This is a genomic window from Gluconobacter sp. R75690 (assembly GCF_015244525.1).
In the GTDB taxonomy this organism is placed as follows: domain Bacteria; phylum Pseudomonadota; class Alphaproteobacteria; order Acetobacterales; family Acetobacteraceae; genus Gluconobacter; species Gluconobacter potus.
Window position 1 is genome coordinate 221,178 of sequence record NZ_JABCQB010000003.1, and the last position, 26,042, is coordinate 247,219.

A 26,042-nucleotide genomic window follows, 5' to 3' on the forward strand; every position below is an offset into this window, starting at 1 on the left:
GTGAGAAATATACCCCACCACCCTATTTTTCAAGCACGGAAAAGACGGCATTTCCATCGCCAAGAACAATCTCGTGATCGTGGAAGCGGCACAGCGCATCGCGATGCGCCACACTGATGAAGGTGGTGCCTGGCAGCGCGAAAAGAAGGGCCTCGTAAAGACGGCGTTCATTGCCTTCGTCCAGCGCGGATGTCGCCTCGTCCAGAAAGAGGATCGCCGGCCGGAACAGGAGCGCTCTGGCCACAGCCAGCCGCTGCTGCTCTCCGGGAGACAATACCTCTCCCCAGTCGGCGATTTCATCCAGTCTATGGCTGTATCCCGCCAGATTCACGGCTTCCAGAGCCTGCTGACAGGACGCTGTTTCATAACGGTCCGGCGTTGCGGGATAGCTCAGGGCCTGACGCAGGGTTCCGGACGGCACATAGCTGCGCTGGGGCAGGAACATGGCCTGACGCATGTTGAAGGACACCGCCCCACTCCCGTGACGCCACAATCCGGCCAGCGCGCGCAGGAACGTGCTTTTCCCCGAACCTGACGGCCCACGAACCAGCCAGCGCTCCCCGCTTTCCAGCGTCAGGTTGCCGATCCGGGCAATCGGTTTCGTATCCGGAAGGCAGAGCGTGAGATCGCGGATCTGCACCGAAGGGATTTCCGATGCGAAACGTTCAATTCCTGTCTCGGGCTGCTGGCTGACCGTCCGCTCGAACTCACCCAGACGCTGGAGCACCGAACGCAGCGTCGCCAGATCCGCATAATTGAAAATGAACCATTCCAGACTGATCCGGACCTGTGTGTAAGCGGAGTTGATCTGGGAATAGAGCCCGAAGGTCAGGGCATGGGCCATAGCTTTGGGAGCCAGCATCAGCCACAACGGCACCGTTGCGATTCCGGTATAGATTTCACCGATGAAATTGACCCGCCAGGTGTAACGCACGACGCTGCGCCAGTTGGTGGCGATATGCGCCAGATAGCCGGACAGACGCAGATGCTCGGCATCCTCGCCACCATAAAAGGCGATCTGTTCGGAGTTGCGCCGGATATCCATCAGCCCCGCACGCAGATCCGCGTCGAAATGCTGCTGCCGGTAATTCGCCCCGATCAGAGGCGAGCCGAACCGCTCCAGAATCCCCGAGGCCGTCAGGGTCGTGATCGCGGCGCCCAGAAAAAGATAGCCGGGAATGTGGAAATGATGGCCATGCCAGTCGAAAGACAATACCCCCCCGATGTTCCACAGAACGACCGCAAAGGAGAACAGCGTGGTCACGGCATCAATCGCATCCAGACCGAGCTTGAGCGTCTGGACCGTCATCTGTGACAGGTCATCCGCGATACGCTGATCCGGGTTGTCCGCCCGGTTCGGACCGTGTTCGAGCCGGTAATACGCCTCTTCCGACAGGTACTGCCGCAGATAGACCCGCGTGTTCCACAGACGCCAGCGCATGGAGAGGACCTGCGTCAGATAGGTCTGCGTCACATGCACCGCAACAGAGCCGACCGTCACCAGCAGGTAAAGCGGCAGCATTCCGAGACAATGCGCGACCTGACCGGCAAAGAAGGCATCGAAAAACCGGTGATACCAGGCCCCGAACCAGACGGCGGACTGAACGTAAAGCACGGACAGTCCGATGGTCCCGCCCAGAAGGGACCAGGCCCACCACTTCTCTTCGGATTTCCAGTAGGGAAAAAGGACTTTCCAGTCCGAAAGCGAATGTGGCGGGGTCGTTTCGTCAGTAGTTTGCACGAAGTGTGGCCATGAAGCTGCGAGGAGCGGCAGGGAAGTTGAACTGCCAGACGCCGCTGGCGCGCTCATAGTAATAGCGGTTGGTCAGGTTTGTCGCGTTGAGCTGCAGCTTCAGATGTTTGTTGATCTTGTAACCGATCATGCTGTCCAGCGTCATATAGCCGCCCTGCACGGTCGTCGCATAACTGCCGCGCAGATTGCTGTTGGCATCAATCCCCGCGCCGAAATTCAGTCCCTTCAGGCGTCCGCTCGGGACGTTGTAATGCACCCAGGACTTGAACATGTGGTGCGGGGAATAGACGCCGCCGAAATCGCTGACTTTCGAGTTCGAGACCTTCGTATCCAGATAGGTATAGCCGATCGAGACATCGAGCCCCGGCAGGATCTCGCCATCAATCTGCGCTTCCCAGCCCTGACGCCGGATCGGACCCGTGGTCATGTAGAACTGCGAGTGCTCCGGATCCTGAACCGGCTGATTCACGCTCTCCATCCGGAACAGCGCGGAAGAGATGTTCAGGCGGCCATGGAAATATTCCGCCTTGAAACCGGTCTCGACCTGATTGCCTTCCTGCGGCTTCAGCCCGCCCCCGCGATAGGTCTGCCGACCGACGGAAGGCGTGAAGATGCTGGAATAGCTGGCATACCAGGAGATGTTCGGCGTGATCTGATAGACCGTGCCCAGATATGGGGTGAGCTGGCCATGAATGTCCGAGGTCGTCGTCCATTCGCTCTTCGGCCCGGGCGAGACATACTGGAGCTTCTCGTAGAACCGCGATACGCGTCCGCCAAGGATCAGCGAGAGATGCCGGATCACTTCAAGGCGGAGCTGTCCGTAAAAACCCCACTGGTAGGCGTAGTCGTCCGTGCCGTAACCATCATCGTTCTGCTTGTAGTCGATGCAGTTCGCAGCGGGTGCTTTCACGACGCCCGTGTTGTTGATGCTGACATTATTGTAGATGGCATCGCAGTTGACGTTCGCATACTGCGTCAGCTGTTCGTAGGAATTGTAGTTGAAGCCGAACAGCGCATGATGCGTGCGGTTCAGAAGACGGAAACTGCCCTGGGCATACACATCCGCCGAACGCGACGTGTTCTTGCCCCGCATCCCCACGATACCGGCATCCTGATACTGCAGCAGGCCCGTATTGGCATCGATCGTCGTCCAGGGCTCGTTATACAGCGTGTTGTAGCTCTGGTCATAGAACGTGGCGCGCGCGGTCGCCGTCCAGTCGCCCCAGAGCTTCTGGGTGATGGACGCGATCGTCTGCTGCGTCATGTAATTGCTGTAGCCCCAGTCCTGGCTTGGATTGGCGTCGCGCCCACCATACCACAGCGTCTTTTGCGTCGTGACCGGCAGACCGTAATACGGCGCCGTAATATCCTGCTGCTGGGCCGCATGGGAGACGAGGAACGTCGTGGTCGGCGTAACGTCCCATTCCAGCGCGCCATAGGCCTGCCATTTGCGCGAATGGGAGTATTTGTAGAAATAATCGTTGTCCTGGAACAGATCGGCGGTCCGGAAGCGGAGCGTCTTCGACCTGTTCAGCGGAATGGTCATATCCACATCGGCACGGTAATTGTTGAAGCTCCCGACCATGGCGGAACCATCGACCGCGAAATCCCGACCCGGCTTCTTCGTGACTTCATTGACGACACCACCCGCGCCACCGCCGCCCTGCAACAGACCCGACGACCCGCGCAGCACCTCGATCCTGTCATACATGGACAGGTCAAAAGCCGCGTTGTTCAGCGTGCCGGACGCATCGGGCGTGCCGTCCACGGATGTCGTGAGCTGATAGCCACGGGAATAATAATTCGAATTGGCCGTCGAGCCGGGCAGAACGCGGATTCCGTTGATCTGGCGCATGGCATCCGCCATCGTCAGCATGTTGGAATCTTCCATGCGCTGCTGGGTGATAACGGAAACAGACTGCGGCACGTCCTTGAGCGCCACGGGGCTCTTGCCCCAGGCTTCGACGGCGGGTGCCGTATAGGTATGGTTGGTCCCCAGAACCTGGATATTTTCCGCTTCTGTTCCGTCCATATCGGCAGAGGACTGCGCAACGGCCGTGGCAGAAGCAGCGGCTGCTACGGAACCGGCGACAGGCGCCTTTGCAGACTGCTGGGCGTTCGGAGCCGCAGCCTGATGCGAAGTACAGCGCACCGGATGCCGCGTCCTGTGTGTGGCATGGCAGACGGGCGGGTGATTTTTCGTCCGCGCCGCGACCGTATCGGCCATGGCCGCAGGGCAGACGCCTGCCATCAGGCTGCCCCAGATCAGGGCATTGTGAGAAATGGCAGAAAGGCTGAGCCGACGACGAACTGAAGTGCCATGCTGTGTCATAGTGTCTGTCCTAGAGAGACATGCCGGCGCCATGCAACATCCTGCGTTCCGAAAGGGACGTCGCGTGGCATGGGACCGGTAATGAAACGCTCCTGTTCCGAATCTGGCAGACCTGGCCGCACCATCTTTTCAGGAGGAGGCATGTCGCGCCTCAGGAAACGACGTCAAATCCCGTGTCTTCGACAACGTCCCTGAAAGCGACGGGCGAAACCTGGGCCGGGTCATAGGACACCGTGACCTTTCCGCCATCGAGCACGATGTCGACGGCCTTCACGCCGTTTACGGCCTCAAGGGCGCGCTGGAGCTTGCCGGAACAGCCATTGCAGGACATTCCCTCGACCGTCATGTGCGCTGTTTCTGTCATGTCATGAAATCCTTCAGATAGAGAGCCACACCCCTGCAATGGCACATCAAAATACGGTATGGGGGTAGGGTATATATATAACTATTCACAATAAATGATTCTAGCAATATCCCTTATTCCACCATTTATTTATGTTTTATATACCGTACTGGGGTATGCAATTTTCATATTGCCTACGAAACAGATTCGACAAGTCATTTTTTCTGCGTCTCGAAAAATAATCTTTCCCCATCCCCCCGGCGGGTATAGGATCACATCAGATTCGAACGATGGATCGCTCTGTTTCTTACCCTCCTGCGGGGACTTCTGATGGTCAGGACACATGCCCGGATCTGGATCGGCCTGCTGGCCTGCCTGCTGATGCAGGTCGGGCTGCTGCTTGGCACGTCCACCGCGCAGGCCCGGACTGAAGCACCCCACCACATGGCCATGGCAATGCAGCATATGGCCCATCACCAGAAGCCCGACAGCACGGACTGCTGCAGCACGTCAGCCTTCCATGCCATCCCCCATCCCCAGCAGTCTTCCGAAGGCTGCTGTCATACGCATGTGGTCTCGACCGAACCCATGCTGACCGTGGCGTCCATCCAGCCTTCCGGTCCCGCCAGTCTCATCGCACGCGCCTTTGCGTCCGGACGACACGACCGTTTCAGCGGCACCGACTGGATCCCCGCCTCTCCCCCGCCGAAATTCCGCGCAATCTGACACACGCCTGACAGGCGTGGACCCGTCCTGCTGCCTTCAAGGGACAGACAGGGCCTGATCCTCTGTCATTTTCGCGGATTTTCCTCATGACCTTTCCGTCCCGCATCCGGGGCGGCCTGACACGACGACGTTTCGTAACGGGTCTTGGCGCAGGGGGCCTGCTGGCCGCCCTTCCCCGAACCTCACACGCGTTCTCGTCCAAGGCTTCCTCGGGTCTCATCCCGCCCATGCCATCCGACCGATGGGATCTGAAAATCGGCCACACGCGCATTTCGCTTGATGGCAAGACCATGCATGCGCCGACCGCCGGAGGCACGGTGCCGGGTCCGATCCTGCGCTGGAAACAGGGCGATACCGTCAGCATCAACGTCACCAACACACTGAACGAACCCACTTCGATCCACTGGCACGGCATCCGCACGCCCTCGAACATGGACGGCGTACCGGGGCTAAGTTTTGGCGGCATCGCACCAGGCGAGACCTTCACCTACCGCTTCAAGCTCCATCAGAGCGGCACCTACTGGTATCACAGCCATTCCGGGATGCAGGAAGCGATGGGCCTGTATGGCGCGCTGGTCATCGACCCGCGCCGCCCGGACCCGAACGCCTGCGACCGCGATTACGTCATTTTCCTGGGCGAATGGACGGATGTCATGCCCGATGACATCGTCAGCAATCTCAAGATGCAGGACGACTATTACGTCTTCCGCCAGCGCACGGCCGCGTCCTTCCCCAAGGAAGCACGCGAGGCGGGGAGTGCAGGTGCCGCGCTCGCGGACCGTCTGGCCTGGTCCAAAATGCGCATGGCCGCGACCGACATCGCGGATGTCTCGGGCGCGATCTACACCTACACGCTGAACGGTCATGCGCCGGACATGAACTGGAGCGGCCTGTTCCAGCCCGGCGAGAAAGTGCGTCTGCGTTTCATCAACGGCTCGTCCATGACGTTCTTCGACGTCCGGATTCCGGACCTCGAAATGCTGGTCGTGCAGGCTGACGGCAACGATATCGAACCCGTCCCCGTGGACGAGTTCCGCATCGGCGTGGCGGAAACCTATGACGTGATCGTCCAGCCGAAGGACGAGCGCGCCTATGCCATTTTCGCCCAGAGCGAGGATCGTACCGGCTACGCACGCGGCACACTCGCCCCGCATGAGGGCATGATCGCCCCCCTGCCGCCGATGGACCCACGTCCCGTCCGCACCATGGTCGATATGGGCATGGGGAACATGAAGCCCGGTGAAAGCATGAAGGACATGGACATGTCGGGCGATATGTCCGGCATGAAGATGGATGGCGACATGGCCGGAATGGACATGCACGGCATGGACATGAAGGGCATGGATATGAGCCACATGGCCATGCCGAAGATGGAAGTGGACGATCCCGGGCCCCCGCCCATCAATGTCGAAAACCAGATGCGCGCCATGATGCCGATCGACCGGACCGGCAGTCCCGGCGACGGGCTGGAGAACAACGGCCGCCGCGTCCTGAACTACAAACAGCTCCGCGCCACGCGCCCCGGAGCAGACCTGAGGCCGCCGACGCGGGAAATCATCCTGCACCTGACCGGCAACATGGAACGCTATATCTGGGGCATGAATGGCCGGAAATTCTCGGAATCTGGCCCGATCCGCCTCAAACTCGGCGAACGCGTGCGCTTCACGCTCATCAACGACACCATGATGGAACATCCGATCCATCTGCACGGTCTGTGGAGCGAACTGGAAAACGGCCAGGGCGACTACCGCCCCTACAAGCACACCATCATTTCCCAGCCGGGCTCGAAACTGAGCTATCTGGTGACGGCCGATACCCCCGGCATGTGGGCGTATCACTGCCACCTGATGTATCACATGGATCTGGGCATGTTCCGCACGGTGATCGTGGCATGAAACACGCCCTTTCCCTCGCGCTTCTGGCCCTCGTGGCCCTGTCCCCCCTCGCCCTGCCCGGCACGGCCCATGCCGATCAGCCGACCTATCATGCCGCCGACGCGCCGGAAGCGACCCCGGTCGTCTATATCGGCAACATCAAGCCCTCGATGGATCAGGGCACCTGGCTGCACGGCATCTTCAACCAGCTTGAAGGCCGTTATGCGCCTGGCGGCACCGATTTCCGGTGGGATGGCGAAGTCTGGTTCGGTGGCGATTACAACAAGATCTGGCTGAAATCAGAGGGCACGCTCGAAAAAGGCCGCCTGAGCGATGGCGACCACGAACTCCTCTATACGCGTGCGATCTCGCCCTACTGGAACCTTCAGGGCGGCGTGCGCATGGACCTCGATGACGGTCCAACCCGCACCTGGGGGGCGTTCGGGATCGAAGGTCTGGCGCTGTACGAATTCGAGTTCGGAGCCACGGCCTATGTCAGCGATCGCGGACGTTTCGCCGCCCGCATCGAGGGGTCTTACGACTTCCTGCTGACCAACCGCCTGATCCTTCAGCCCCAGGCCGAGTTCAACCTGTACACGAAATCCGACGCGGGACGTCAGGCTGGCGCCGGTCTGTCGGATGTCGATGCAGGTCTGCGCCTGCGATACGAGCTCTGGCGGAAGTTCGCGCCCTACGTGGCCGTAACCTACTCCGGATATCTCACCCAGGCCCGCCGGATCGCCCGTGACCAGCACGACGACACCGGCTCCGTCCGCTTCAGCCTCGGCGTCCGAAGCTGGTTCTGATCATCCCTGTTCAATCACAACGAAAGCCCAACATCATGCGCAAGACTTTCCTCGCACTGACCGTCCTTCTCGCCACCGGCATGGCTCGCGCCGCCGCCCCGTCGATGCCCGGCATGGATATGAGCCACATGGACATGAGCGGCGGCAAGATGGCCATGCCGTCATCCAGTGCCCAGAAGCCGCTGGCCGGGCTGAGCATGGATCAGCAGATGGTCCTGTGCTCGCATCTACAGACGCTTAGCCGCCAGAAAAGCACCCTGACCCCGAAGATGAAGCAGCAACTCGCCGCCTGTCAGAAAATGGACATGGGCATGACGAGCCAGTCCGCTCCCGGCGAAACGCTGGACCGCTGAGCGCGCAGGGTTCTCTCAGCGCATCATCCGGCGAACGACCTGGAGAAGTTCGTCGATGGCGTCTTCTCCACCGTCTTCCTGCACCGCGCGGCGTACGCAGCCATTGGCGTGGGACGACAGGATCTGGATGGACACACCATCCAGCGCCGACTTGATCGCGGAGATCTGGGTCAGGATATCGACGCAGTAGCGATCATTCTCGATCATGTTGAGAACACCGCCAACCTGCCCCTCGATCCGGCGGACGCGGTTCGTCAGGGCCTTCTTGCGGGGCTGCTCGACACGCCGGCCGTCATCGTCCAGTGGCGCGCAGCTCTCGCAGACATCCACTGCATGTTCTTTATGGGATAGTGCCATTCCAGGATCCGCCCTCTGCCAGACATTCCGAACGTAACATCATGGGTTCATGCCCGCCCAATCCGGCGCCCACAGGCCGGTGTATGCCCCTCTGCGTCCGGAATTTCCAGTCCAACGATACCCGCTCGTGTTTCGGGATCGGAAAAAACCGAGTCTGCCGACGGGAAAAACATACCCCCTCATGCCCGAACAGTCAGGTCTTTCCTGTTATTCGGGGTGCTTCTGCCGTTCCCTGTCCACCCGGCACCGATTTTCATAAAATTTATTATAAAACCGGCGATTTCGTTCAGTCTTGAGCGCTCTTGATGCAAATCATTCTCACTCCCCTTCCCGGACGGACAGGATGCGCCTATCTAGGGTAAAGGTCCGGGCCGCTGAGCCCGCGCCATATTACCGGGGTACCGAACTGATGCTGTATCTGGATACACTGCCCAAGGGCGCTCATGCCGTAATCGAGAAGATCGAGCAGCGCGCGCCTCTGGACCCGATCGCCACACGACTGGAAGAGCTGGGTTTCGTCCCCGGCGAGGCCGTTCAGGTGGTCGCGACCGGACCGATGGGCAGGGATCCGATCGCCGTGCGTCTGGGAACGTCGCGCTTTGCCCTGCGCCGGGGCGAAGCCGCCCGCGTGGGTCTGCGGCCTGCCGCCTGATCTCCATGAGTTCGACAGCCTCGACGCAGACGCCCGCCCCCAGCCTGCATATCGCCCTCGTCGGAAATCCGAACTGCGGCAAGACGTCCCTGTTCAACCAGCTGACGGGAAGCCGGCAGAAGGTTGCGAACTATGCGGGCGTGACGGTCGAACGCAAGGAAGGGTTCTTCACGACGCCCAATGGCCGCGCGATCCGCGTGCTGGATCTGCCGGGCGCCTACAGCCTTGATTCGACGAGCCCGGACGAGGACGTCACGCGCGATGTCTGTCTGGGCCGCCACCGCTCCGAACCACAGCCCGAAATGCTGGTGGCCGTCATTTCGGCGACCAATCTGCGGCTGCATCTGCGCTTTCTGCTGGAACTCAAACAGCTCGGCCTGCCCGTCATCGTCGCGCTGAACATGATGGACGAAGCCCGGCGCAACGGACTTCAGATCGACATAGCGGGATTGCAGGCCGATCTGGGTATGCCCATCGTGCCTGTTGTCAGTCTCAACCGCGCGGGCGTCGTGCCGCTTCTTCAGGCCCTCGATCTGCCCCTTCCCGCGCCACCGGACCCGCTCCCGACGGGGATCGATCCCCACATGGAAGTGCGGCGGCTTCTGGCGACCTATGTCGTCGATCCTTCCGCGGGAACGGACCGCCTGACCGACCGGCTGGACCGGCTGTTCCTGCATCCGGTCTGGGGTCCGGTCATTCTTCTGGTCGTGCTGTTCGTCATGTTCCAGACCGTTTTCGCCTGGGCACAGCCGCTCATGGACGGGCTGGACAGCGGGATCTCAACCTTCGGGCAGATCGTCCTCAAGCCATTGCCGGACGGCATTCTGCACAGCCTGCTGGCCGATGGTGTGATCGCGGGTGCGGGCACGGTCATCGTGTTCCTGCCGCAAATCCTCATCCTGTTCCTGTGGATTCTCGCCCTTGAGGAATCCGGCTATCTGCCCCGCGCCGCCTTCCTGCTGGACCGGCTGATGGCGCTGGCCGGGCTGAGCGGCCGGTCCTTCATTCCGCTGCTGTCGAGTTTCGCGTGCGCCATTCCGGGCATCATGGCAGCCCGGACCATCCAGAACCCGCGGGACCGGCTCGTCACGATCCTGATCGCGCCGCTCATGACGTGCTCGGCGCGTCTGCCGGTCTATACGCTGCTGATCGGCGCGTTCGTGCCGCACCGGACCATCCTGGGGATTTTCGGGCTTCAGGGGCTGGTACTGTTCGGGCTCTATGCCGTGGCCATTGTCAGCGGCGTGATCGCCGCCCGTGTCATGACACGCGGTGTGAAGTCCGAAGAACATCCGCTGCTGCTCGAACTGCCGCCCTATCGCCGCCCGAACCTCAAGAGCCTGGCACTCGGCCTGTGGCAGCGCGCGGTGATGTTCCTCTCTCGCGTGGGGACGATCATCGTCTCGCTGAACGTGCTGCTCTGGGCGCTGTCGAGCTTCCCGCTGCCGCCCGCAGGCGCTCCGGGTGCCGCCATCGATTACAGTCTGGCCGGACGAATTGGCCATCTGATGCAGTGGGTGTTCGCGCCCATAGGCTTCAACTGGCAGATCTGCGTCTCGCTGATCCCCGGACTTGCGGCGCGTGAAGTGGCCGTCAGTTCACTGGCCACCGTCTATGCCATCGGGGCCACGGATGATGGCGCGGCTGACAAGCTCCTGCCGCTGCTCTCGACGCAGTGGAGCATGGCCACCGCTTTCTCGCTGCTGGCATGGTATGTTTATGCGCCGCAATGCATTTCCACGCTGGCTGTCATGCGGCGGGAAACCGGGTCCATCAAAACCGTTCTATGGGCTGCGGCGTATCTGTTCGGACTGGCTTATCTGGCGGCGTTCCTGACCTATCACATCACCCGCGCCATTACGGGAGTTCCCTGATGATCGAAGTTGCTGTTGCCCTGCTGATCGTCTGCGCCGCCGCGATTTACTGGTATGCGCGTCTCTTCCCCCAGGGCTGGGGCCGCCTGCGCACGGCCGTGGGCTTCGCCCCTGCACCGCAACCCACCATCGGCAAGGGCTGCGGCGGGTGCACGGGCTGTGACCGCTCGGGCAAGGGCGGCTGCCACTAGGGCAGTCACCTCCAGGCCTCAGGCTTTCTGAAGGCCCGGATTACCGCGCTCGACGGCAAAGCTGGCATAGGTGGACAGTGCGCCGTCCCGCACCATGACCCGGTCGATGATCTTCAGATCGGCATGCCATACATCCGGCCCCACATCGCACAGCACATAACCGCGCTTGTCCGTCGTGACCTTCAGATGCGGGTTCTCGCTACGGACGATCCGGCTGAAATGATCATCATCGCCCAGCCCATCCGCGCCGGATGAAATAGACGTCGCCAGAAACTCGACCGAGACCGGCTTGCCCCATCCCGGTTCGACAAGCAGATCCCCGGCGAAATGGCGGTGCGCGTCTCCGGTCACGTTGACCACGTTGCCGGGACAGTGCGTGCCAATGAAATCCAGCAGGCGCTTGCGGCTGTAGAGATAGCCCGACCACTGATCCATGCTGTAGGTCAGTTCGGAATGGGCGGATTTGCGATGCGCCAGGTCCATGACCATGACCTGATGCGCCAGCAGGTTCCACTTCGCATCCGACCGGCCCAGACCATCGAACAGCCACTGCTCCTGCTGCGCCCCCATCATGGTACGCTCGGGCGACCAGACGTCTTTGCCCTGCGCCGCATTCGTGTCGCCGTAAGCCTGATCGCTGCGATACTGGCGCGTATCCAGCACGAACATGTTCATCAGGTCGCCGAAGCGGAAGCTGCGATAGAGCTGCATGTGACTGCCATCGGGAATGGACGTCGCCCGCAGCGGCATGTTCTCGTAATAGGCCTGCAGCCCCGACGCCCGGCGCAGACGGAAAATCTCCGGCGGCGTGCCGTCCTGATCCGTATCTCCGGCCCAGTTGTTGTCGATCTCGTGGTCGTCAAAGCTGACGATCCAGGACGTCGCCGCGTGCGCAGCCTGAAGATCCGGGTCCATTTTATACTGGGCATAACGGCGGCGATATTCGTCCAGCGAATAACATTCCGGCCCGACATGGCGGCGCAGGACATGCGCTTTCTGGCCGTCGATGTCGCGCAGATGATCCCCACTGTCCGGGCCTTCGTAAATGTAATCGCCATAGTGGAACACGAAGTCGATCGGCTCGTTCGCGATGGCGCGCCAGGCGGTGTAGTAGCCATATTCGTAATGCTGGCAGCCCGCCGCGGCAAAGCGCACGCGCGACATCGGCGCACCCGGCAGCGGGAGCGTGCGGCCACGGCCAACGGCGCTTTCGTAACCTGCGATATGGAAGCGGTACCAGTACGGACGGTCCGGCTTCAGGCCGGCCACCTCGACATGAACCGAATGGCCAAGCTCGGGATGCGCCAGCGTCTGTCCGCTCTGCACGGGCTTCGAGAAATTCCCATTCTCGCTGATCTCCCAATTCACCAGAACCGGCTTGAGAACATCCATGCCCCCCGCCTCCTGCAGCGGATCCGGTGCCAGCCGCGTCCAGAGCACCAGCCCGTCGGAGGCCGGATCGCCGGAGGCCACACCGAGCTGGAACGGGGAGGCTTTGAAGCTCGGGTTCTTTTCCAGATCACGCGGGACAGCCGCACGCAGGGCACGGACGCGCGTGGACAGGAGGAGACCCGCGCCAAGGCCGGTCAGCAGGCTTCTACGTTTCATGAACACCATGCAGCACTTCTTTCCAACAGAGCCCGGTCCGCAGCGGAACCGGGCTCTCAGAGGTCTTGGGACACACGCCCTCCATTGTGTGGACACATGGCAGAGGGTTTTGCCCACACCCCGAAACGGCATTTCATGAAACTGTCACGAATGAGCGCGCATGAATTCCCTAAACGCTGATCCGCCGCCGCTCGGACAAGCTCCTCGGTGCGGCTGTGATTCGGAAACGTCCAGCAACGGGAACATGGATGCGCTGTCAGCAGGAATGGTTGCGTCTTTATCGCAGGGTGCGTTCCCGGACCCGCCGGGACGATGCGGATGATCATCTTCAGAACGCGTTCATGAGCTATTTCGAGCGGCCTGAAGGCAGTGTGCAGCATCAGGAAGCCTATATCACCCGCAGCGCCATCAATTCCTCGCTCAATGCGATCCGTCGCGAGCAGCAGGGATACGTCCAGGCGGCGGAAGGGTTCGAGACGCTCCTCGAGACCCCGGACCCTGCGCCGTCGCAGGAAGATATCTATGAATCGGGTCAGAAACTGGCGCATTTCCGTGCGGGCTGCGAACAGCTTCCGGACAGGACCCGTCAGATCTTTCTGATGAACCGTGTTGAAAAAATGAAGTACAGCCATATTGCGAAATCACTAGCGATCAGTGAAAGCAGTGTTGAAAAACATATCGCAAAGGCGCTGGTCTTCCTTTCAACATGGATGGATCATTGAAATACCGATCTGATGGATGTCACCAAAACCCGTGCAGCAGAATGGATTGCACGCCTGCATGCCGAGGACTGCACGGAACTTGATCATGACAGGTTCCGGGACTGGCTGGCGAGCGATCCCCGGAACGGTCCGGTCTTCGAACATCTGACCGAACTGTGGGAACTGGCAGGTGGCGTCGCAGAACCATCCGTTACAATTGCGCACCAGACAGCACATCGTCGTCGTGCGTTCAGCCGGCGCCATGCGCTGGCCGGGCTGGTCGCGACGGTTTTTCTGGCAGTGCCCCCCTGGGAAGACGCCCATGCCAGCCGGATCGAGGAAACGGGAACCGGCAGCATCCGCGATATCCGCATCACGCCCCATACCCATTGCCGCCTCGACACCCAGACCCGCCTTGTAGTGGGACACAGCGGACAGCAGGCACGGCTGTGTCATGGGCAGGTCATGCTCTCGACGTCGGGGCCGGACGCATTCCATCTCTCCGCCGACGGCATGACGGTGCAGTTGCACGGACAGACGGCCGCCGATATCCGGATCAACAGCGGCGATACGGAAGTCACGGCTGTCCGGGGCAAGGTGTTCCTGAGTGCCGCGGCTCTGCGGGCGGCGGGGCGCTGGGTCATGCCGGGGCAGCGCCTGCGGATGTACCGCAATGGCGGATGGAACATCGATTATCCCGATCTGGAAACGCTTCTGTCCTGGCAGGGCGGAGAACTGGTGTTCCGCAACCAGCCGCTGGCGGACGTGATCCAGGAAATCAACCGCTATGCCTCGCGCCAGATCGTACTCTCCGCGCCGCGTCTGGCCTCACAGCGTCTGAGCGGCGTTTATCATGTGCGGCAGGCCGATGCGTTTTTGCAGATGCTTCCCCATCTGCTGCCACTGCGCATCCGATCCGCCCATAACGCTTACGAAATCATTGCTTTGTGACGTTTCGATGAAAACCGTCACACCACGCTGAGGGTTCCGGTTTTTCATCTGTCTTCCTGTCGAGACCGCATTCAGGCCCGACGACAGGAAACGAGCCCCATGACCCCGCCCACCCGTTACCCCCGCCGCACCGTTCTGCTTCTGTCGGCAGGCGCGACCATTCTGACGCAGACGCTCTCCAGCGCCTTCGCTGCCCCCGCATCCAGCGTGCATATCGCACCGCAGCCCATGGGGCAGGCCCTCGTGACATTGGGGCAGCAGACGGGTCGCAACATCATCTTCACGTCCGATGCGGTGGCCAATCTCCGTGCCCCGGCCGTGGATGGCACCCTGTCGCCGGATGAAGCCGTCAAGCGCCTGCTGCGCGGCAGCGGACTGAAAGCCGAAGCCATGCCGGATGGCGGCGTCATCATTCGCAAGGGCGCATCCCCCCGCCCAAAGCCGCAGCGCCTGCGTGAGACGCAGGCGCATGAGATCGAGCAGATCGTCGCAACCGGCCACCGCACACGTTCGGTCATGAGTGTCAGCGGTGACGAAATGCAGACACTCATGCCGGGTCAGAGCCCGATGCAGGCGCTGGACCTGCTGCCAGGCGTGACGTTCACCAACGTCGATCCCTGGGGCAATAACGAGCAGAACTCCAGCATTTACGTTCACGGCTTCAACCAGAATCAGCTCGGCTACACGATGGACGGCGTGCCGCTCGGCGCCGGGGCTTACGGCAACTATAACGGCCTGTCCCCGCAGCGCGCGGCCATCAGTGAGGACATCGGATCGACGTCCCTGTCCTCTGGCGCCGGTGCGCTGGGAACGGCCTCGACCAGCAATCTGGGTGGGACGATCGAGTTCACCACGCGCGACCCGAAGCAGAAGGCTGGCGCCACGATCAATCAGACCTTCGGCAGTTATTCCACATTCAGAACATTCGCGCGCGTTGATACGGGCAATTTCGGCAACGGCAATTCGGCCTATATGGCGTTCGCCCGTCAGGATGCCCGTCCGTGGAACCTCGGGAACGCCAACCGGCAGGGTGGATATCAGGTGAACGGAAAATTCGTCCACAAGGGCGAAAACACCACCATCACCGCCTATTTCGACTGGCAGAACAAGGCCGAGCCGAACACGCAGGGCCTGACGGCGCCTACCGATCTGTATGCCCGCGGTGCGTTCTTCCCGGATCTGAACGCCGCCATGGCGGGATATCCGGCTGAAAGCTCGACCAAAGCCGGACCGGCAACGCCGAACAACAAATATTACTTCTCCGCCGCACAGCGGACCGATTACCTGACCTATCTGAAAATTTCCCACCGGTTCAGCCCGAACCTGACCTGGGACAACCAGCTTTACTTCCATTACGACGACGGCGCGGGCGTGGTGGCGACGTCCATCCGCACGAATGCGATCCTGACCATTCTGGGCACGTATCTCGACCCGACCGGCACGAAATACATCAAGAACGGACAGTTCACCTACAGTGTCGCGGGGATTGACCCGAAGGTCTGGAACGCAACGGGCGGCACGGGTTTCGCTGTCCGCACCACGGAATACAACGACTATCGTGGTGGCCTGACCAGCACGCTGCATTACCATCTCGGCCATCACAACATTGAACTGGGCGGCTGGTATGAGCGCAACAACAACATGCAGGCCCGTCGCTGGTATCCGCTGACCGCCACAAATACCCTGACGCCCTACGAACGCCCCACCAACCCGCTTTTCACGCAGTGGCAGAACAATTTCTATACCAACACATTCGTGACCCATCTGCAGGACAGCTGGAAGGTGACGCCGCGCCTGACCCTGACGGCGGGTTTCAAGTCCGAACTGGTCTATACGAACGGCACGCTGCCGATTGCCGCCCTGCCGCAGTCCCTGGCTTCATCGGTGAAGGGCGCGAAGACGATCGTCGATACCAGCACCCAGACCATCGCAGGCGGCACGATCCCCTCCTACAATCCGTTCCTGCCGGCCTTCGGCGCGCTGTGGAACTTCACGCAGCACGAGCAGCTTTTTGCCAATATCCAGGAGAACATGGACTCCTTTGCGTCCACCGGATACGGCTCGACTTCTCCCTGGGCCGTTTCCAGTCAGGCGGATTTCGAGAAGTTCAAGCGCAGCGGCAAGCCTGAGTCCTCATGGACGTATGAAACCGGCATCCGCACCAGCCATCCGGTCAATACGCGGATCCTGACCGGGATCAGCGGGCAGCTCGAATATTATCACGTCGATTTCTACAACCGTCTCGGCACCATCTCCCCGCCGGGTCAGGGCATTTCGGGCGTCGGCAATACGGTGGCGAACCTCGGCAGCGTCTCGACGAACGGCATGGACCTGTCCTTCACGCTGCGCTTTGGCCCGCATTTCTCGATCTATGATGCCGTGTCCTATGTCAGCAGCATCTACGGCAACGACTTCATGGATGGCGCGACACTCTATGCCACGCAGGGCAAGAAGGTTCCGGCCATTCCCGCCTGGTCCGACAAGTTCGCCGTCAACTACAATCAGGGCGGCTTCAATGCCCAGTTCAGCGGCAGTTATATGGGAGTCCGTCCGGGCACGATCACCAACAGCGTCATGGTGCCGCCGCGTGTGCTGCTCGCTTTCAGTTCCAGCTACACGTTCCACCAGATCCCGCACATGAACAGCCTCAAGCTTCAGTTCAACGCCAGCAACCTGACGAATGCGCGGTCGTGGTCCTCGATCTCCGCAGGCGATGCCAGCACCTATACCGGCTATCCGACAGCACCGCGCATGTTCTTCGGAACGGTCTCCGCAGCCTTCTGAACCCGGCACTTTACCCGTATCAAGCCCAGAGCCTCTCCCCGCACAGCCTCCCGCTGTGGGGGGAGAGGCTTTTTCATGCCGGCAAGAGTCCCGCCGTTCACCCCTGCTGAACACCTCAGATCACGCAGTCGTGAAGCCAGAAATTTTCCCGCTGTCCTCTGAACCCGAGGGCGGTCTGAAGAATGCAGGTTTGCCGGGGCCTGCGGACATCTCGCTCTTTTGAAGAAGCGTGCATTCTCCACCCCATATCAGCGCAACAGGATGCCATCACGGAAGTGTGTCATTTGATTGCAGCAAATTGAGCGCCTATGTCTCCCTGTGTCGAAGTTGTGACGCGACACGCCACAAGAGAATGGGATGACTTCATGAAACTTCTGGCCGTTCACCCAAGTGCCCTGATGTACACGCGTGTGTTCCTGAGGCTTGAACCACTTGGTCTTGAACTTGTGGCAGGTGCCGCGCGCAATGAAGGACATGACGTTCAGATCATCGATCTCCAGGTCGAGACGCATGAAGACTACTGGAAGCGTCTTGCTGACTTCAAACCGGATGCGATCTGTTTTTCAGGAAGCTATCTCGCGAACATTCCCGAGATCCTCGACCTGTGCAAGGAAACGAAACAGCGGATGCCCGGGAAGTTCATCTTCGTGGGCGGTCACTCGGTTTCCTTCATTGCGCCTGACGTGCTCCAGCTTTCCGAAGGCGCCATCGACTGCATCCTGAAGGGTGAAGGCGATGCGACCGTCGGCCTGCTGCTGGAAGCCATCGAAAAGAAGACGGACCTGCTGAAGGTCCCCGGCGCCATTACGGCGGATGGCGAAGGACCGCCACCGATCTTCGTGAAAAGCCTCGATACCGTGCGCCCGGCGCGTGATCTGCTGCGCCATCGCAACAAGTATTTCATCGGCACGCTGGACCCGGCGGCTTCAATCGAATTCGCCCGTGGCTGTCCGTGGGACTGCACGTTCTGTAGCGCCTGGACCTTCTATGGCCGCTCCTACCGGACCGTCAGCCCGCAGGTCATTGCCGATGAGCTTGAAGCCCTGAAGGAACCGGGGATCTTTATTGTTGATGATGTCGCCTTTGTTCATGAAGAGCATGGCATGGCGATTGCCAATGAAATCAAGAAGCGCGGCATCAAGAAGGAATACTATCTTGAAACCCGCGCGGACGTGCTGCTGCGCAACAAGGAAGTCTTCAAGACCTGGAGCGAAATCGGCCTGACCTACATCTTCATCGGGCTTGAGGCCGTGGATGAGGAAGGGCTCAAGCAGTTCCGCAAGCGCGTCTCGCTGGACGCCAATTTCGAAGCACTGGACTATGCCCGTTCGCTTGGTCTGACGGTTGCGATCAACATCATCGCCGATCCGTCCTGGACGCGTGAGCGTTTCGAGGCCGTGCGTCAGTGGTGCCTCGAAATCCCGGATATCGTGAATATTTCCGTCACGACGCCCTATCCCGGCACCGAAATCTGGCACCGCGAGGCCCGGCGCCTGACGACGCGCGACTATCGCCTGTTCGACATCCAGCACGCCGTCCTGCCGACCACTCTGCCCTTGCCCGAATTCTACAAGGAACTTGTCAAGACGCAGCAGGTGCTCAACACCAAGCATATGGGCTGGGAAGCGCTGAAGGGCACCGTCGGGATTGCGACGCGCCTTCTGATGCACGGGCAGACGAATTTCGTGAAAATGCTGTGGAAGTTCAATTCGGTCTTCGATCCAAAGCTCCAGTTGTCCGACCACATGCGCAAACCGCGCTACGAGATGCCACTCCAGCCGGATGTCGTGGACAAGATCGATCGCAAGGCGCTCTACGTCCACGGCCCCGGCGGACGCCGCACGCGCGCACTTGATGATGCGACAGAAGGCTTCGTGGACAAGACCCGCATGGGAGCGGAAGCCGCAGCCGCGGAGTAACGGTCAGGACAATGGCGGGAGCGGGCTGAGGCGCCAGACGTTTTCGGACGCCGGGCACCGGCCTTTCAGGCCGCCTTCGACCGCCCGGCTTTCCAGAAGCGTCAGCGCGTAAGCCTTCCCGTAATACGAGCGCAGGGACGCCTCGGTGACGGAGAAAGGCGGTCCCTTCAGGCAGGACTGGTCGTAGTCGAGCGTCACGAGGAGCTCAGGCACCGGGCCGGTCAGGGACAGGAGATGCGCCGCATAGGCCCGGCGCAGGTCTTCCGGCAGGGCGATCAATGCGGCGCGGTCATAGATGGCGTCCATCGGGCCGAGCAGATCCGGTATCAGGTCGAAAATATTACCTGCAAAAATACGGATGGTCCCGGCAGAAAAACAGCGTAATGGCCCTGCGTCTGCAATGTCGGGCGTGAGGTCAAGGTCGCTGAAGAACCGGTGCACGGCGATATCGCTCAGCTCACATCCGGTCACATGAAAGCCTTGCCCCGCCAACCAGACCATGTCCTGGCTCATGCCGCACAGAGGGACGAAAATCTGCGCTCCCGCCAGAAGATCCAGAGCCGCGATATGACGGGTCAGGAGTGGATTGGCCTGCGGTTCATGAAAGCCCGTCTCGCCGCGCTCCCATTTTTCCTGCCAGAAAACGGCATTCGCTCCTGCATCCATAAGTCTGGCTTTCTCCCTGCTTTTCCCGGCTGAGACTGTGCCGGGTTCTGCTGGCGAGGCAATGGCATGTGTCGGGAAAATATGAGAAAAGCCGCTCATGGTCATGCTCACCCCCTCCCAGCGGCAGGCACTTGATGAAATCATTGCCGCACAGGCCGCAGGACGGCCGACGCATCTTCTGACGGGATATGCGGGCAGCGGCAAGACGACGCTGATGCAGGCGGTCGCGCGGCATTTCATGGCCGAAAAGAAGGTGGTGGTCATCACGGCGCCCACCCACAAGGCCACCGCCGTCCTGCGCTCGAAAGTCGATCGGGACGTCGATTGCCGGACCATCCAGAGCCTGCTGAGCCTTCAGCCATCCTCGCAGGGTACGAGGACCACCCTCGTGCGCTCCAAGCGGCCGCAGACGATTGCCGATGGCATTGTGATCGTCGATGAGTGCTCGATGCTCTCCGCGGAGCTGATGAACTGGATCCGCGATCTGCTGCGTTACTGCTTCGTGCTGTTCGTGGGTGATCCGGCCCAGCTTCCACCCGTGGGAGAAACTGCGTCCCCGTCCTTTTCCGTGCCGTCACGCTCCCATCTGGAGACCGTCGTGCGGCAGGCGGCGGGCAATCCGATCCTCGAAGCCGCGACCATCATCCGCAAGAGCCAGGGCGGTGAAGCCGACTGGAGCTGGGTCCGCGATGCGCGTCAGGAGCAAACGGGGCTTTTCCTGCCCAAGGACGTGGAAAACTGGGTCCGCAAGGCGTTCCTGTCCGACGCTTTCGCCGAAGACAACGACTGGTGCCGCTATCTGTGCTGGACGAATGCGCGCGTGCATCAGATCAACCGGATGGTTCGCCTCTGGCGCTATGGGGGTGAGACACCGACGCCCTTCATGCCCGGCGAGCGTGTGGTGTCGCGCGCGCCCTTCTCCGTTCAGCAGGAAGAAGGCGGCCCGCGTCAGGCGATCGCCACGAACGAGGAAGTCCTCGTCATGGACATCAAACCCGGGCGGCTGTCGTACAAGTTCGAGCTCTGCAAGGACGTTCCGGCCTGGGTTGCGGATCTCGCATCATGGGAAGTGACACTGCTGACGATGGCGGGCGAGGAAATCACCGGCCACATCGTGCAGAACCCGAAGGATCTGGAGGCCGTGGACCGGCGTCTGGTGCAGGAAGCGAAACAGCAGCACCGGCGCTGGAGCCACCGTTTCGCGTTTCACAATGCGCTGCTCCAGCTTCAGGCGATCTATGCCATGACGGTCCATACGGCGCAGGGCAGTACGTTTAAAAACGTGTTCGTGGATCTCGGCGATATCGGCCGCCGCGCCCGCCAGAACCCGCTGGAGACGCAGCAGCTTTGCTATGTAGCCGTGACGCGCGCGACTGACATGGTGTTTCTCGTCAACACGGCGGGTCTTTCCGCACGATAGGCCGCGACGCCCATAGCGACGCCAGAATGGACCCTGAGACATTGTGCCAGATGGAGAAGACTGCTCCCGGCAGCGCCGCCAGCGGCGAGAAATAAAGCCGCCCCAGCGTGGCGGCGAGGCCCGAGTTCTGCATGCCGACTTCAAGCGCGAGCGTGCGGCAGATGCTCTCATCAAAACCAAGCAGACGCCCGCCCCAATAGCCTCCCAGAAGCCCGATCCCGTTATGCAGGATGACCGCCAGCAGCATGATCGGACCCGTCTCTTTCAGAGACGGCCCTACGCCAGCAACAATCGCCCCGATAATGAGCAGGATCGACACCATGGCCACCAGCGGGAGCACGGGTTCCACGCGCTTCACCGCGCGATGGCATAGTGTGTTGAGCGTCACACCGGCCAGCACGGGAAGCGCCACCATCGTCAGGATGCTGCGAAACAGCGCCCAGCTATCCACGGCAACACCCGCAGACACATAGAACCGCACCAGAAGCGGCGTCGCGACGATCCCGACAAGGGTCGAGAACGCGCTGATGCTGACGGAAAGCGCAACATCCCCGCGCGACAGATAGATCATGACATTCGAGGCCGTGCCGCTCGACACGCAGCCAACCAGCACCATGCCTGTGGCCAGTGCGGGCGGCATCGACAGCAGATGCGCAATCCCCCAGGCCGCGAGCGGCATAACGAGATAGTGCAGCCCCACCCCGGCCAGAACCGGTGCTGGACGGCGCAGGATCCGGCCGAAATCGGCGGGCGTCAGCGATACGCCCATCGTGAACATAACGAAGGCCAGAAGCGGCGTGATGACAGGGACCAGCGTCAGGAACGGTCCGGGCAGAAGAAGAGCCAGGCCGGACACCAGAATGGCCCAGAAGGGAAACAGGCGTGTCATCATCGGGACGGAACCGGGGGAAAAAGGTATTTTTCAGGAGACATTCGACTCATCTTGGTGAAGATGACAGAAATGCCCTTATGCCGGGCAACAGCCGGCCCGTCCAATGGAGAGCGCAGAACAGAGGCAGCCCGAAAAATGCCATTAACCCGGAGGTAAGGTCGGGCTGTGTTTATTACGGTTCAGGGAGTCGACGAGCGTCTGCCTGCCTTTAACGGGAGTGGCCTGTACAGCCTGTTCAATAGCCTATGCGCCATCAATGACTCCTGATCCACCTACCCTGCTTGGATGCAGCGCGGTTATTTTCCTGCTTCTGGGCGTTCATTTCATCCTGTCTGAATTCTCCAGCAGAAGATGGTCGCGTATGGCCTGGTACGCGGCCCCGTTTCTTCTGGGGTCGGCTTCCGGTCTGTTTTTCATTGTCCCGACCATGCTTCCCGGCTTGTGGCCATTGCGGCTGGGCGCCCTGTGCATGATCATGGCCTATGGAGCCGCATGGCAGGCGCTGCGCGTCATGCTGGGATGTCAGGCGCGCCTTGTGCTGCTTATGTCTGCCTGCGGCCTGTCTTTCACGCTTTCGGTTCTGGCCGGATCGACTGGCCTGTTTCATGTGATCAGTACGGCCTTTCGTCTGGCAATCATCGCGGCCTTTCACGCATTCGCGGCGCATGACCTCCAGCAGAAAGCCCCGATCAAAACCCCGGCAAGACGCAGCCTGCTGAGGCTGCTTCACTTTTATGCCGCCTTCCATCTCCTTCTGGTGCCCTTGGTCTTCTGGATGCCGGCCCCCCTCGGTGCGGCGCCGGCCACCATCTGGGCCGTGGCGACCTACAATTTCCTGGTTATCATTGAAGTGGCGCTGTTTGCACTGGCGATGATTGCCATTCCCTGGGAACAGCTGGCGTTCCGGCAGCAGGAACTGATCCTGCAGGATCCCCTGTCAGGCGGCAGCAACCGCAGGGCATTCCAGGCATGGCTGGAAAACGGTGGCAAGATCTGCGCGCACGAAGCCCTGCTCATGGTCGATATCGATCATTTCAAGTCCATCAATGACGTCCATGGCCATGCGGTCGGGGACCAGATCATCATCGCCATGGGCCGTGTCTGTACGGACATCCTTTATCCCCAGACGGTCCTGTTTCGCATCGGCGGCGATGAATTCGTGGTGGTGTTCCAGTGTGACAGCCTTGATGAAATGCTCGCGACCGCACAGCGCCTCAGAAAAGCCTTTTCGACGGAAACGCGCCTGATCGGGGGCGGAGCCGTTACGGCAACGCTCAGTATTGGTGCAGCGCTGTGTCCCGGCCGGGGAATCCCGCGCACGGAGCATCTGGCCCAGGCCGATCATGCGCTCTACATCGCCAAGCAGTCCGGCCGGAACCGGGTGGTTCACGCCCCATGGGACGAAACGCCTGCCCCGGCCCAGCATATCTCCCTGGTCGACAGGACCGCTCATCAGGCCTGAAGACCGGACATGAAACCTGAGGCCTGCGGCAGTGATCCGGAGAAATGTGTCCAGAAATATGAATAATTATTACAATTGATTTTCCTGTCCTCGAAGGACACATATCAGCCCGTCCAATCTGTTTTACTGGAAGCGGGGTTTCATGGGGCCATTCTTCAACCGGGCGGCACAGGAAATACAGTCATCATTTACTGTGTTTTTTCGTGATTTGTCCTGGTTATATGCCCCTCGTCTTTCCGCTCTCGGTTTTTCGATCCGCACGACAATTGCTGCACTGGTGGCCCTGGCCATCGCATTATGGATGGAACTGGGACAGCCCCAATGGGCGCCCATGACGGTCTGGATCGTAGCACAGGGCACCCTGGGCGAAAGTCTTTCCAAGGCACGCTGGCGCGTGGCCGGGACACTGGGTGGGATCGTCTCGGCGATCGCTCTGGCCTCGGCCTTTCCGCAGGCGCCCTGGCTGTTCTTTCCGGCTTTGGCCGTGTGGATCGGGCTGTGCACGGCGCTGGGAACGCTGGTCCATAACTTCCGCAGCTACGCGTTCGTGCTGACGGCCTATACCTGCTCCATCGTATCCCTGAGCGCACAGGCGCAGCCCGATCAGGTGTTCAGCATCGCGATGGCACGGGGCACCTACATTCTTCTGGGCGTGATCTGTGGCACGGTGGCGGATATGGCATGCCGGAGCAATGTTCCCGGCAAGGCCCGCGCCGCCATCCGCAGCCAGCTTCAGCAGATCGTGCTCGAAGCCGCCAATGCCTCGCGCGATATCCTGCTCGAACACGGCACGCCCGAGAGCGATCTGCACAACATCTTCTCGCTGTCCCTCAGCCTGAGCGACCGGATCGAGTTCAGTGCGATCGAGGTCGGGCGCACAAAGGGCATCGTCGATTACGCGCGGGCCACGCTTGGCCTGGCCTCCCGCCTGATGTCGCGGGCCCTTGGCATGCGCAGCCGTCTGGACGCCGTGACCAGACGGTCCGCACGGACCCAAGACCTGCTGCATGACGCAGCCGGGCTTCTGGATCGGCTGCGTGCGGATATTGATGACGGAAAGGCGCTTCAGGCCCTGCGCCAGGCGGTTCTTGCCCTGATCGGACGATGTCAGGAGAACGTCGAACAGACCGTGAGCCTGCCCCGCGAGGAGAGTGACAGCGGCACCGTTTTCAACGACCGCATCCTGATCCAGGGGCTGCAACTGACGCTGACGGAGCTTCAGCATCTTCTGGGCTGTCTGGCAGGCGATCCCGACGAGGATCCCGAATCCGAAAGCTACAGGCTGGCGCGCCCACGGAACTAGTATGCCGCCATCCATAACGGCCTGCGCTCCTGCGTTGCCGTGCTGACGGCGGCCTATGTATGGGAAGTGACGGCATGGCCGGACGGACCGCTGTTCATCACGTTCGTCTCTGTGGTCTGTGCGCGTTTCGCGTCCTTCAGCAACACCGTGCTGGCGAGCAGCGCGTTCTTTTCAGGTGCGGTCTGGGCCGCGATCGCGGCGATCATTCCCGTCTTTCTGGTCATGCCGGCCACAGCGTCTTATGCGATGCTGTGCCTGACGATTTCGGTTCCGATGCTGATCGGAGGGCTCGCAACGCGCACGCCCGCCCTGGCCGCGCGGGCGGCATCCTTCAGCAACTTTTTCCCGTATCTGATCGGTCTGGACAACCACAGCCGCATCAACGAGGCCGAGTGGTTCAACACGGTGTTCGCATTGCTGAGCGGGCTCGGCTTCGGCGTTCTCGTGTTCCGCTATGTCTTTCCGTTCCAGCTGACACGGTTTTACCGGAATTTCCGGCTGGACCTGCTGTCCGACCTGCGGCTGATCGGCAGGAACCGCAGGTCCATGACTGAAGCCGTCTGGGTCGGGCGGATCGTCCTCGGCATGGAGCAGCTGATCGCCCATACCAAAGCCACCAGTTCCGGCTCCAACGACCGATGGCTTCACGCTGCCTTTTCGATGATGACGGTCGGGCGCAACCTGCTCCAGATTCAGGCCTATCGCGGCCAGAACAGCCTGCCCGAGAATGCACGGGCCATCCTCTCCCGCCTGTGCCAGAGCTTTGCCAGCCCCTTTACCGGCCCCGAGGCTCTGGAACTCCAGTCCCGCGATGCCCTGGAAAGTTTTTCCACGATGGAGACGGTGGAGACCAACAGAAATCTCCGCCTGCTCCTCTCCAGCATTACGGGATGTCTCATCATCATTTCGAGTGAGCTGGGACGGCGAAACGACATTCTGGAGGGGGCCTGAGGCGACTTCCCGAATCCGTGATATGAGGCAGAAAAATGAAAATTATTATGTTCGTAACTCCCTGAAAAACAGACTTTCCCGGAGCATTCCGCCTCTTTGGGAGCGATGATCGTCCTGACCTGAA

At 60.8% G+C, this 26,042-nt stretch carries 20 protein-coding genes and 1 pseudogene; 14 read left to right on the forward strand and 7 right to left on the reverse strand.

The window, feature by feature from the left end; all coding sequences use genetic code 11:
* Positions 1 to 22 precede the first annotated feature (22 nt).
* The 3 genes from HKD27_RS04950 to HKD27_RS04960 form a co-directional block, all read right to left on the reverse strand.
* A complete protein-coding gene (locus tag HKD27_RS04950; RefSeq protein WP_370544234.1) occupies positions 23 to 1,741 on the reverse strand; it encodes an ABC transporter ATP-binding protein/permease in 1,719 nt (572 codons plus the stop codon).
* Complete coding sequence (locus tag HKD27_RS04955) at positions 1,728 to 3,785, reverse strand: TonB-dependent siderophore receptor (protein ID WP_370544238.1); 2,058 nt, start codon at positions 3,783 to 3,785, stop codon at positions 1,728 to 1,730. The genes HKD27_RS04950 and HKD27_RS04955 overlap by 14 nt, the downstream gene beginning before the upstream one ends.
* 451 nt (positions 3,786 to 4,236) lie before the next feature.
* The gene (locus HKD27_RS04960; RefSeq protein ID WP_081107369.1) at positions 4,237 to 4,449 is read right to left on the reverse strand and encodes a heavy-metal-associated domain-containing protein; all 213 of its coding nucleotides are present in this window, start codon (positions 4,447 to 4,449) and stop codon (positions 4,237 to 4,239) included.
* Between the two features lie 309 nt (positions 4,450 to 4,758).
* On the opposite strand from HKD27_RS04960, the gene HKD27_RS04965 reads away from it, so the two are divergent.
* From HKD27_RS04965 to HKD27_RS04980, 4 genes are all read left to right on the forward strand, one after another.
* Positions 4,759 to 5,154, forward strand: a complete 396-nt coding sequence (locus tag HKD27_RS04965; protein WP_062497677.1) for a hypothetical protein — start codon at positions 4,759 to 4,761, stop codon at positions 5,152 to 5,154.
* An 86-nt stretch (positions 5,155 to 5,240) separates the two neighbouring features.
* Positions 5,241 to 7,049, forward strand: a complete 1,809-nt coding sequence (locus HKD27_RS04970; protein WP_194688670.1) for a copper resistance system multicopper oxidase — start codon at positions 5,241 to 5,243, stop codon at positions 7,047 to 7,049.
* A complete protein-coding gene (locus tag HKD27_RS04975) occupies positions 7,046 to 7,834 on the forward strand; it encodes a copper resistance protein B (RefSeq protein WP_194688669.1) in 789 nt (262 codons plus the stop codon). Before HKD27_RS04970 ends, HKD27_RS04975 begins: the two co-directional genes overlap by 4 nt.
* A 35-nt stretch (positions 7,835 to 7,869) precedes the next feature.
* Positions 7,870 to 8,187: a hypothetical protein gene (locus HKD27_RS04980; RefSeq protein ID WP_194688668.1), complete on the forward strand. Its 318-nt coding sequence runs from the start codon at positions 7,870 to 7,872 to the stop codon at positions 8,185 to 8,187.
* A gap of 15 nt (positions 8,188 to 8,202) precedes the next feature.
* Here the strand turns inward: HKD27_RS04980 and HKD27_RS04985 are convergent, their stop codons facing one another.
* The gene (locus tag HKD27_RS04985; RefSeq protein WP_062497675.1) at positions 8,203 to 8,544 is read right to left on the reverse strand and encodes a metal-sensitive transcriptional regulator; all 342 of its coding nucleotides are present in this window, start codon (positions 8,542 to 8,544) and stop codon (positions 8,203 to 8,205) included.
* 409 nt (positions 8,545 to 8,953) lie between these two features.
* Here HKD27_RS04985 and HKD27_RS04990 point away from each other — a divergent pair, with 409 nt between their 5' ends.
* The 3 genes from HKD27_RS04990 to HKD27_RS05000 are packed head-to-tail and all read left to right on the forward strand — an operon-like array spanning position 8,954 to position 11,261.
* A complete protein-coding gene (locus HKD27_RS04990) occupies positions 8,954 to 9,196 on the forward strand; it encodes a FeoA family protein (protein ID WP_081107367.1) in 243 nt (80 codons plus the stop codon).
* Between the two features lie 5 nt (positions 9,197 to 9,201).
* Positions 9,202 to 11,070 (forward strand): ferrous iron transporter B, encoded by a 1,869-nt coding sequence (locus HKD27_RS04995; RefSeq protein ID WP_194688667.1) that lies wholly within the window; start codon positions 9,202 to 9,204, stop codon positions 11,068 to 11,070.
* Positions 11,070 to 11,261 (forward strand): hypothetical protein, encoded by a 192-nt coding sequence (locus HKD27_RS05000; RefSeq protein ID WP_024716813.1) that lies wholly within the window; start codon positions 11,070 to 11,072, stop codon positions 11,259 to 11,261. Before HKD27_RS04995 ends, HKD27_RS05000 begins: the two co-directional genes overlap by 1 nt.
* 18 nt (positions 11,262 to 11,279) lie before the next feature.
* Here the strand turns inward: HKD27_RS05000 and HKD27_RS05005 are convergent, their stop codons facing one another.
* Entirely contained in the window at positions 11,280 to 12,878 is a 1,599-nt protein-coding gene (locus tag HKD27_RS05005) for an alkaline phosphatase (protein ID WP_194688666.1), read from the reverse strand.
* 239 nt (positions 12,879 to 13,117) lie between these two features.
* On the opposite strand from HKD27_RS05005, the gene HKD27_RS05010 reads away from it, so the two are divergent.
* From HKD27_RS05010 to hpnR, 4 genes are all read left to right on the forward strand, one after another.
* Positions 13,118 to 13,591 carry an RNA polymerase sigma factor gene (locus tag HKD27_RS05010; protein WP_194688665.1) on the forward strand — a complete coding sequence of 158 codons (474 nt, stop codon included), beginning with the start codon at positions 13,118 to 13,120 and terminating at the stop codon, positions 13,589 to 13,591.
* Between the two features lie 12 nt (positions 13,592 to 13,603).
* On the forward strand, positions 13,604 to 14,521 hold the full coding sequence (locus tag HKD27_RS05015; RefSeq protein ID WP_194688664.1) for a FecR domain-containing protein: 918 nt from the start codon (positions 13,604 to 13,606) through the stop codon (positions 14,519 to 14,521).
* Between the two features lie 99 nt (positions 14,522 to 14,620).
* Entirely contained in the window at positions 14,621 to 17,305 is a 2,685-nt protein-coding gene (locus tag HKD27_RS05020) for a TonB-dependent receptor (RefSeq protein WP_197436599.1), read from the forward strand.
* A 365-nt stretch (positions 17,306 to 17,670) separates the two neighbouring features.
* Positions 17,671 to 19,224 carry a hopanoid C-3 methylase HpnR gene (hpnR, locus tag HKD27_RS05025; protein WP_194688662.1) on the forward strand — a complete coding sequence of 518 codons (1,554 nt, stop codon included), beginning with the start codon at positions 17,671 to 17,673 and terminating at the stop codon, positions 19,222 to 19,224.
* Between the two features lie 3 nt (positions 19,225 to 19,227).
* On the opposite strand, the gene tmpT is transcribed toward hpnR, so the two are convergent.
* Complete coding sequence (tmpT, locus tag HKD27_RS05030) at positions 19,228 to 19,890, reverse strand: thiopurine S-methyltransferase (protein WP_194688804.1); 663 nt, start codon at positions 19,888 to 19,890, stop codon at positions 19,228 to 19,230.
* A 97-nt stretch (positions 19,891 to 19,987) separates the two neighbouring features.
* Here tmpT and HKD27_RS05035 point away from each other — a divergent pair, with 97 nt between their 5' ends.
* Positions 19,988 to 21,310, forward strand: a complete 1,323-nt coding sequence (locus tag HKD27_RS05035) for an ATP-dependent RecD-like DNA helicase (protein WP_194688661.1) — start codon at positions 19,988 to 19,990, stop codon at positions 21,308 to 21,310.
* Here HKD27_RS05035 and HKD27_RS05040 read toward each other — a convergent pair.
* Positions 21,282 to 22,202 (reverse strand): bile acid:sodium symporter family protein, encoded by a 921-nt coding sequence (locus tag HKD27_RS05040; protein WP_194688660.1) that lies wholly within the window; start codon positions 22,200 to 22,202, stop codon positions 21,282 to 21,284. The two genes, HKD27_RS05035 and HKD27_RS05040, sit on opposite strands and share 29 nt — an antisense overlap.
* 361 nt (positions 22,203 to 22,563) lie before the next feature.
* Between HKD27_RS05040 and HKD27_RS05045 the strand changes: the two genes are divergently transcribed.
* Complete coding sequence (locus tag HKD27_RS05045) at positions 22,564 to 23,664, forward strand: diguanylate cyclase (RefSeq protein WP_194688659.1); 1,101 nt, start codon at positions 22,564 to 22,566, stop codon at positions 23,662 to 23,664.
* Positions 23,665 to 23,872: 208 nt separating this feature from the next.
* Positions 23,873 to 25,918, forward strand: a pseudogene (locus HKD27_RS16350) (FUSC family protein).
* Positions 25,919 to 26,042: the final 124 nt, after the last annotated feature.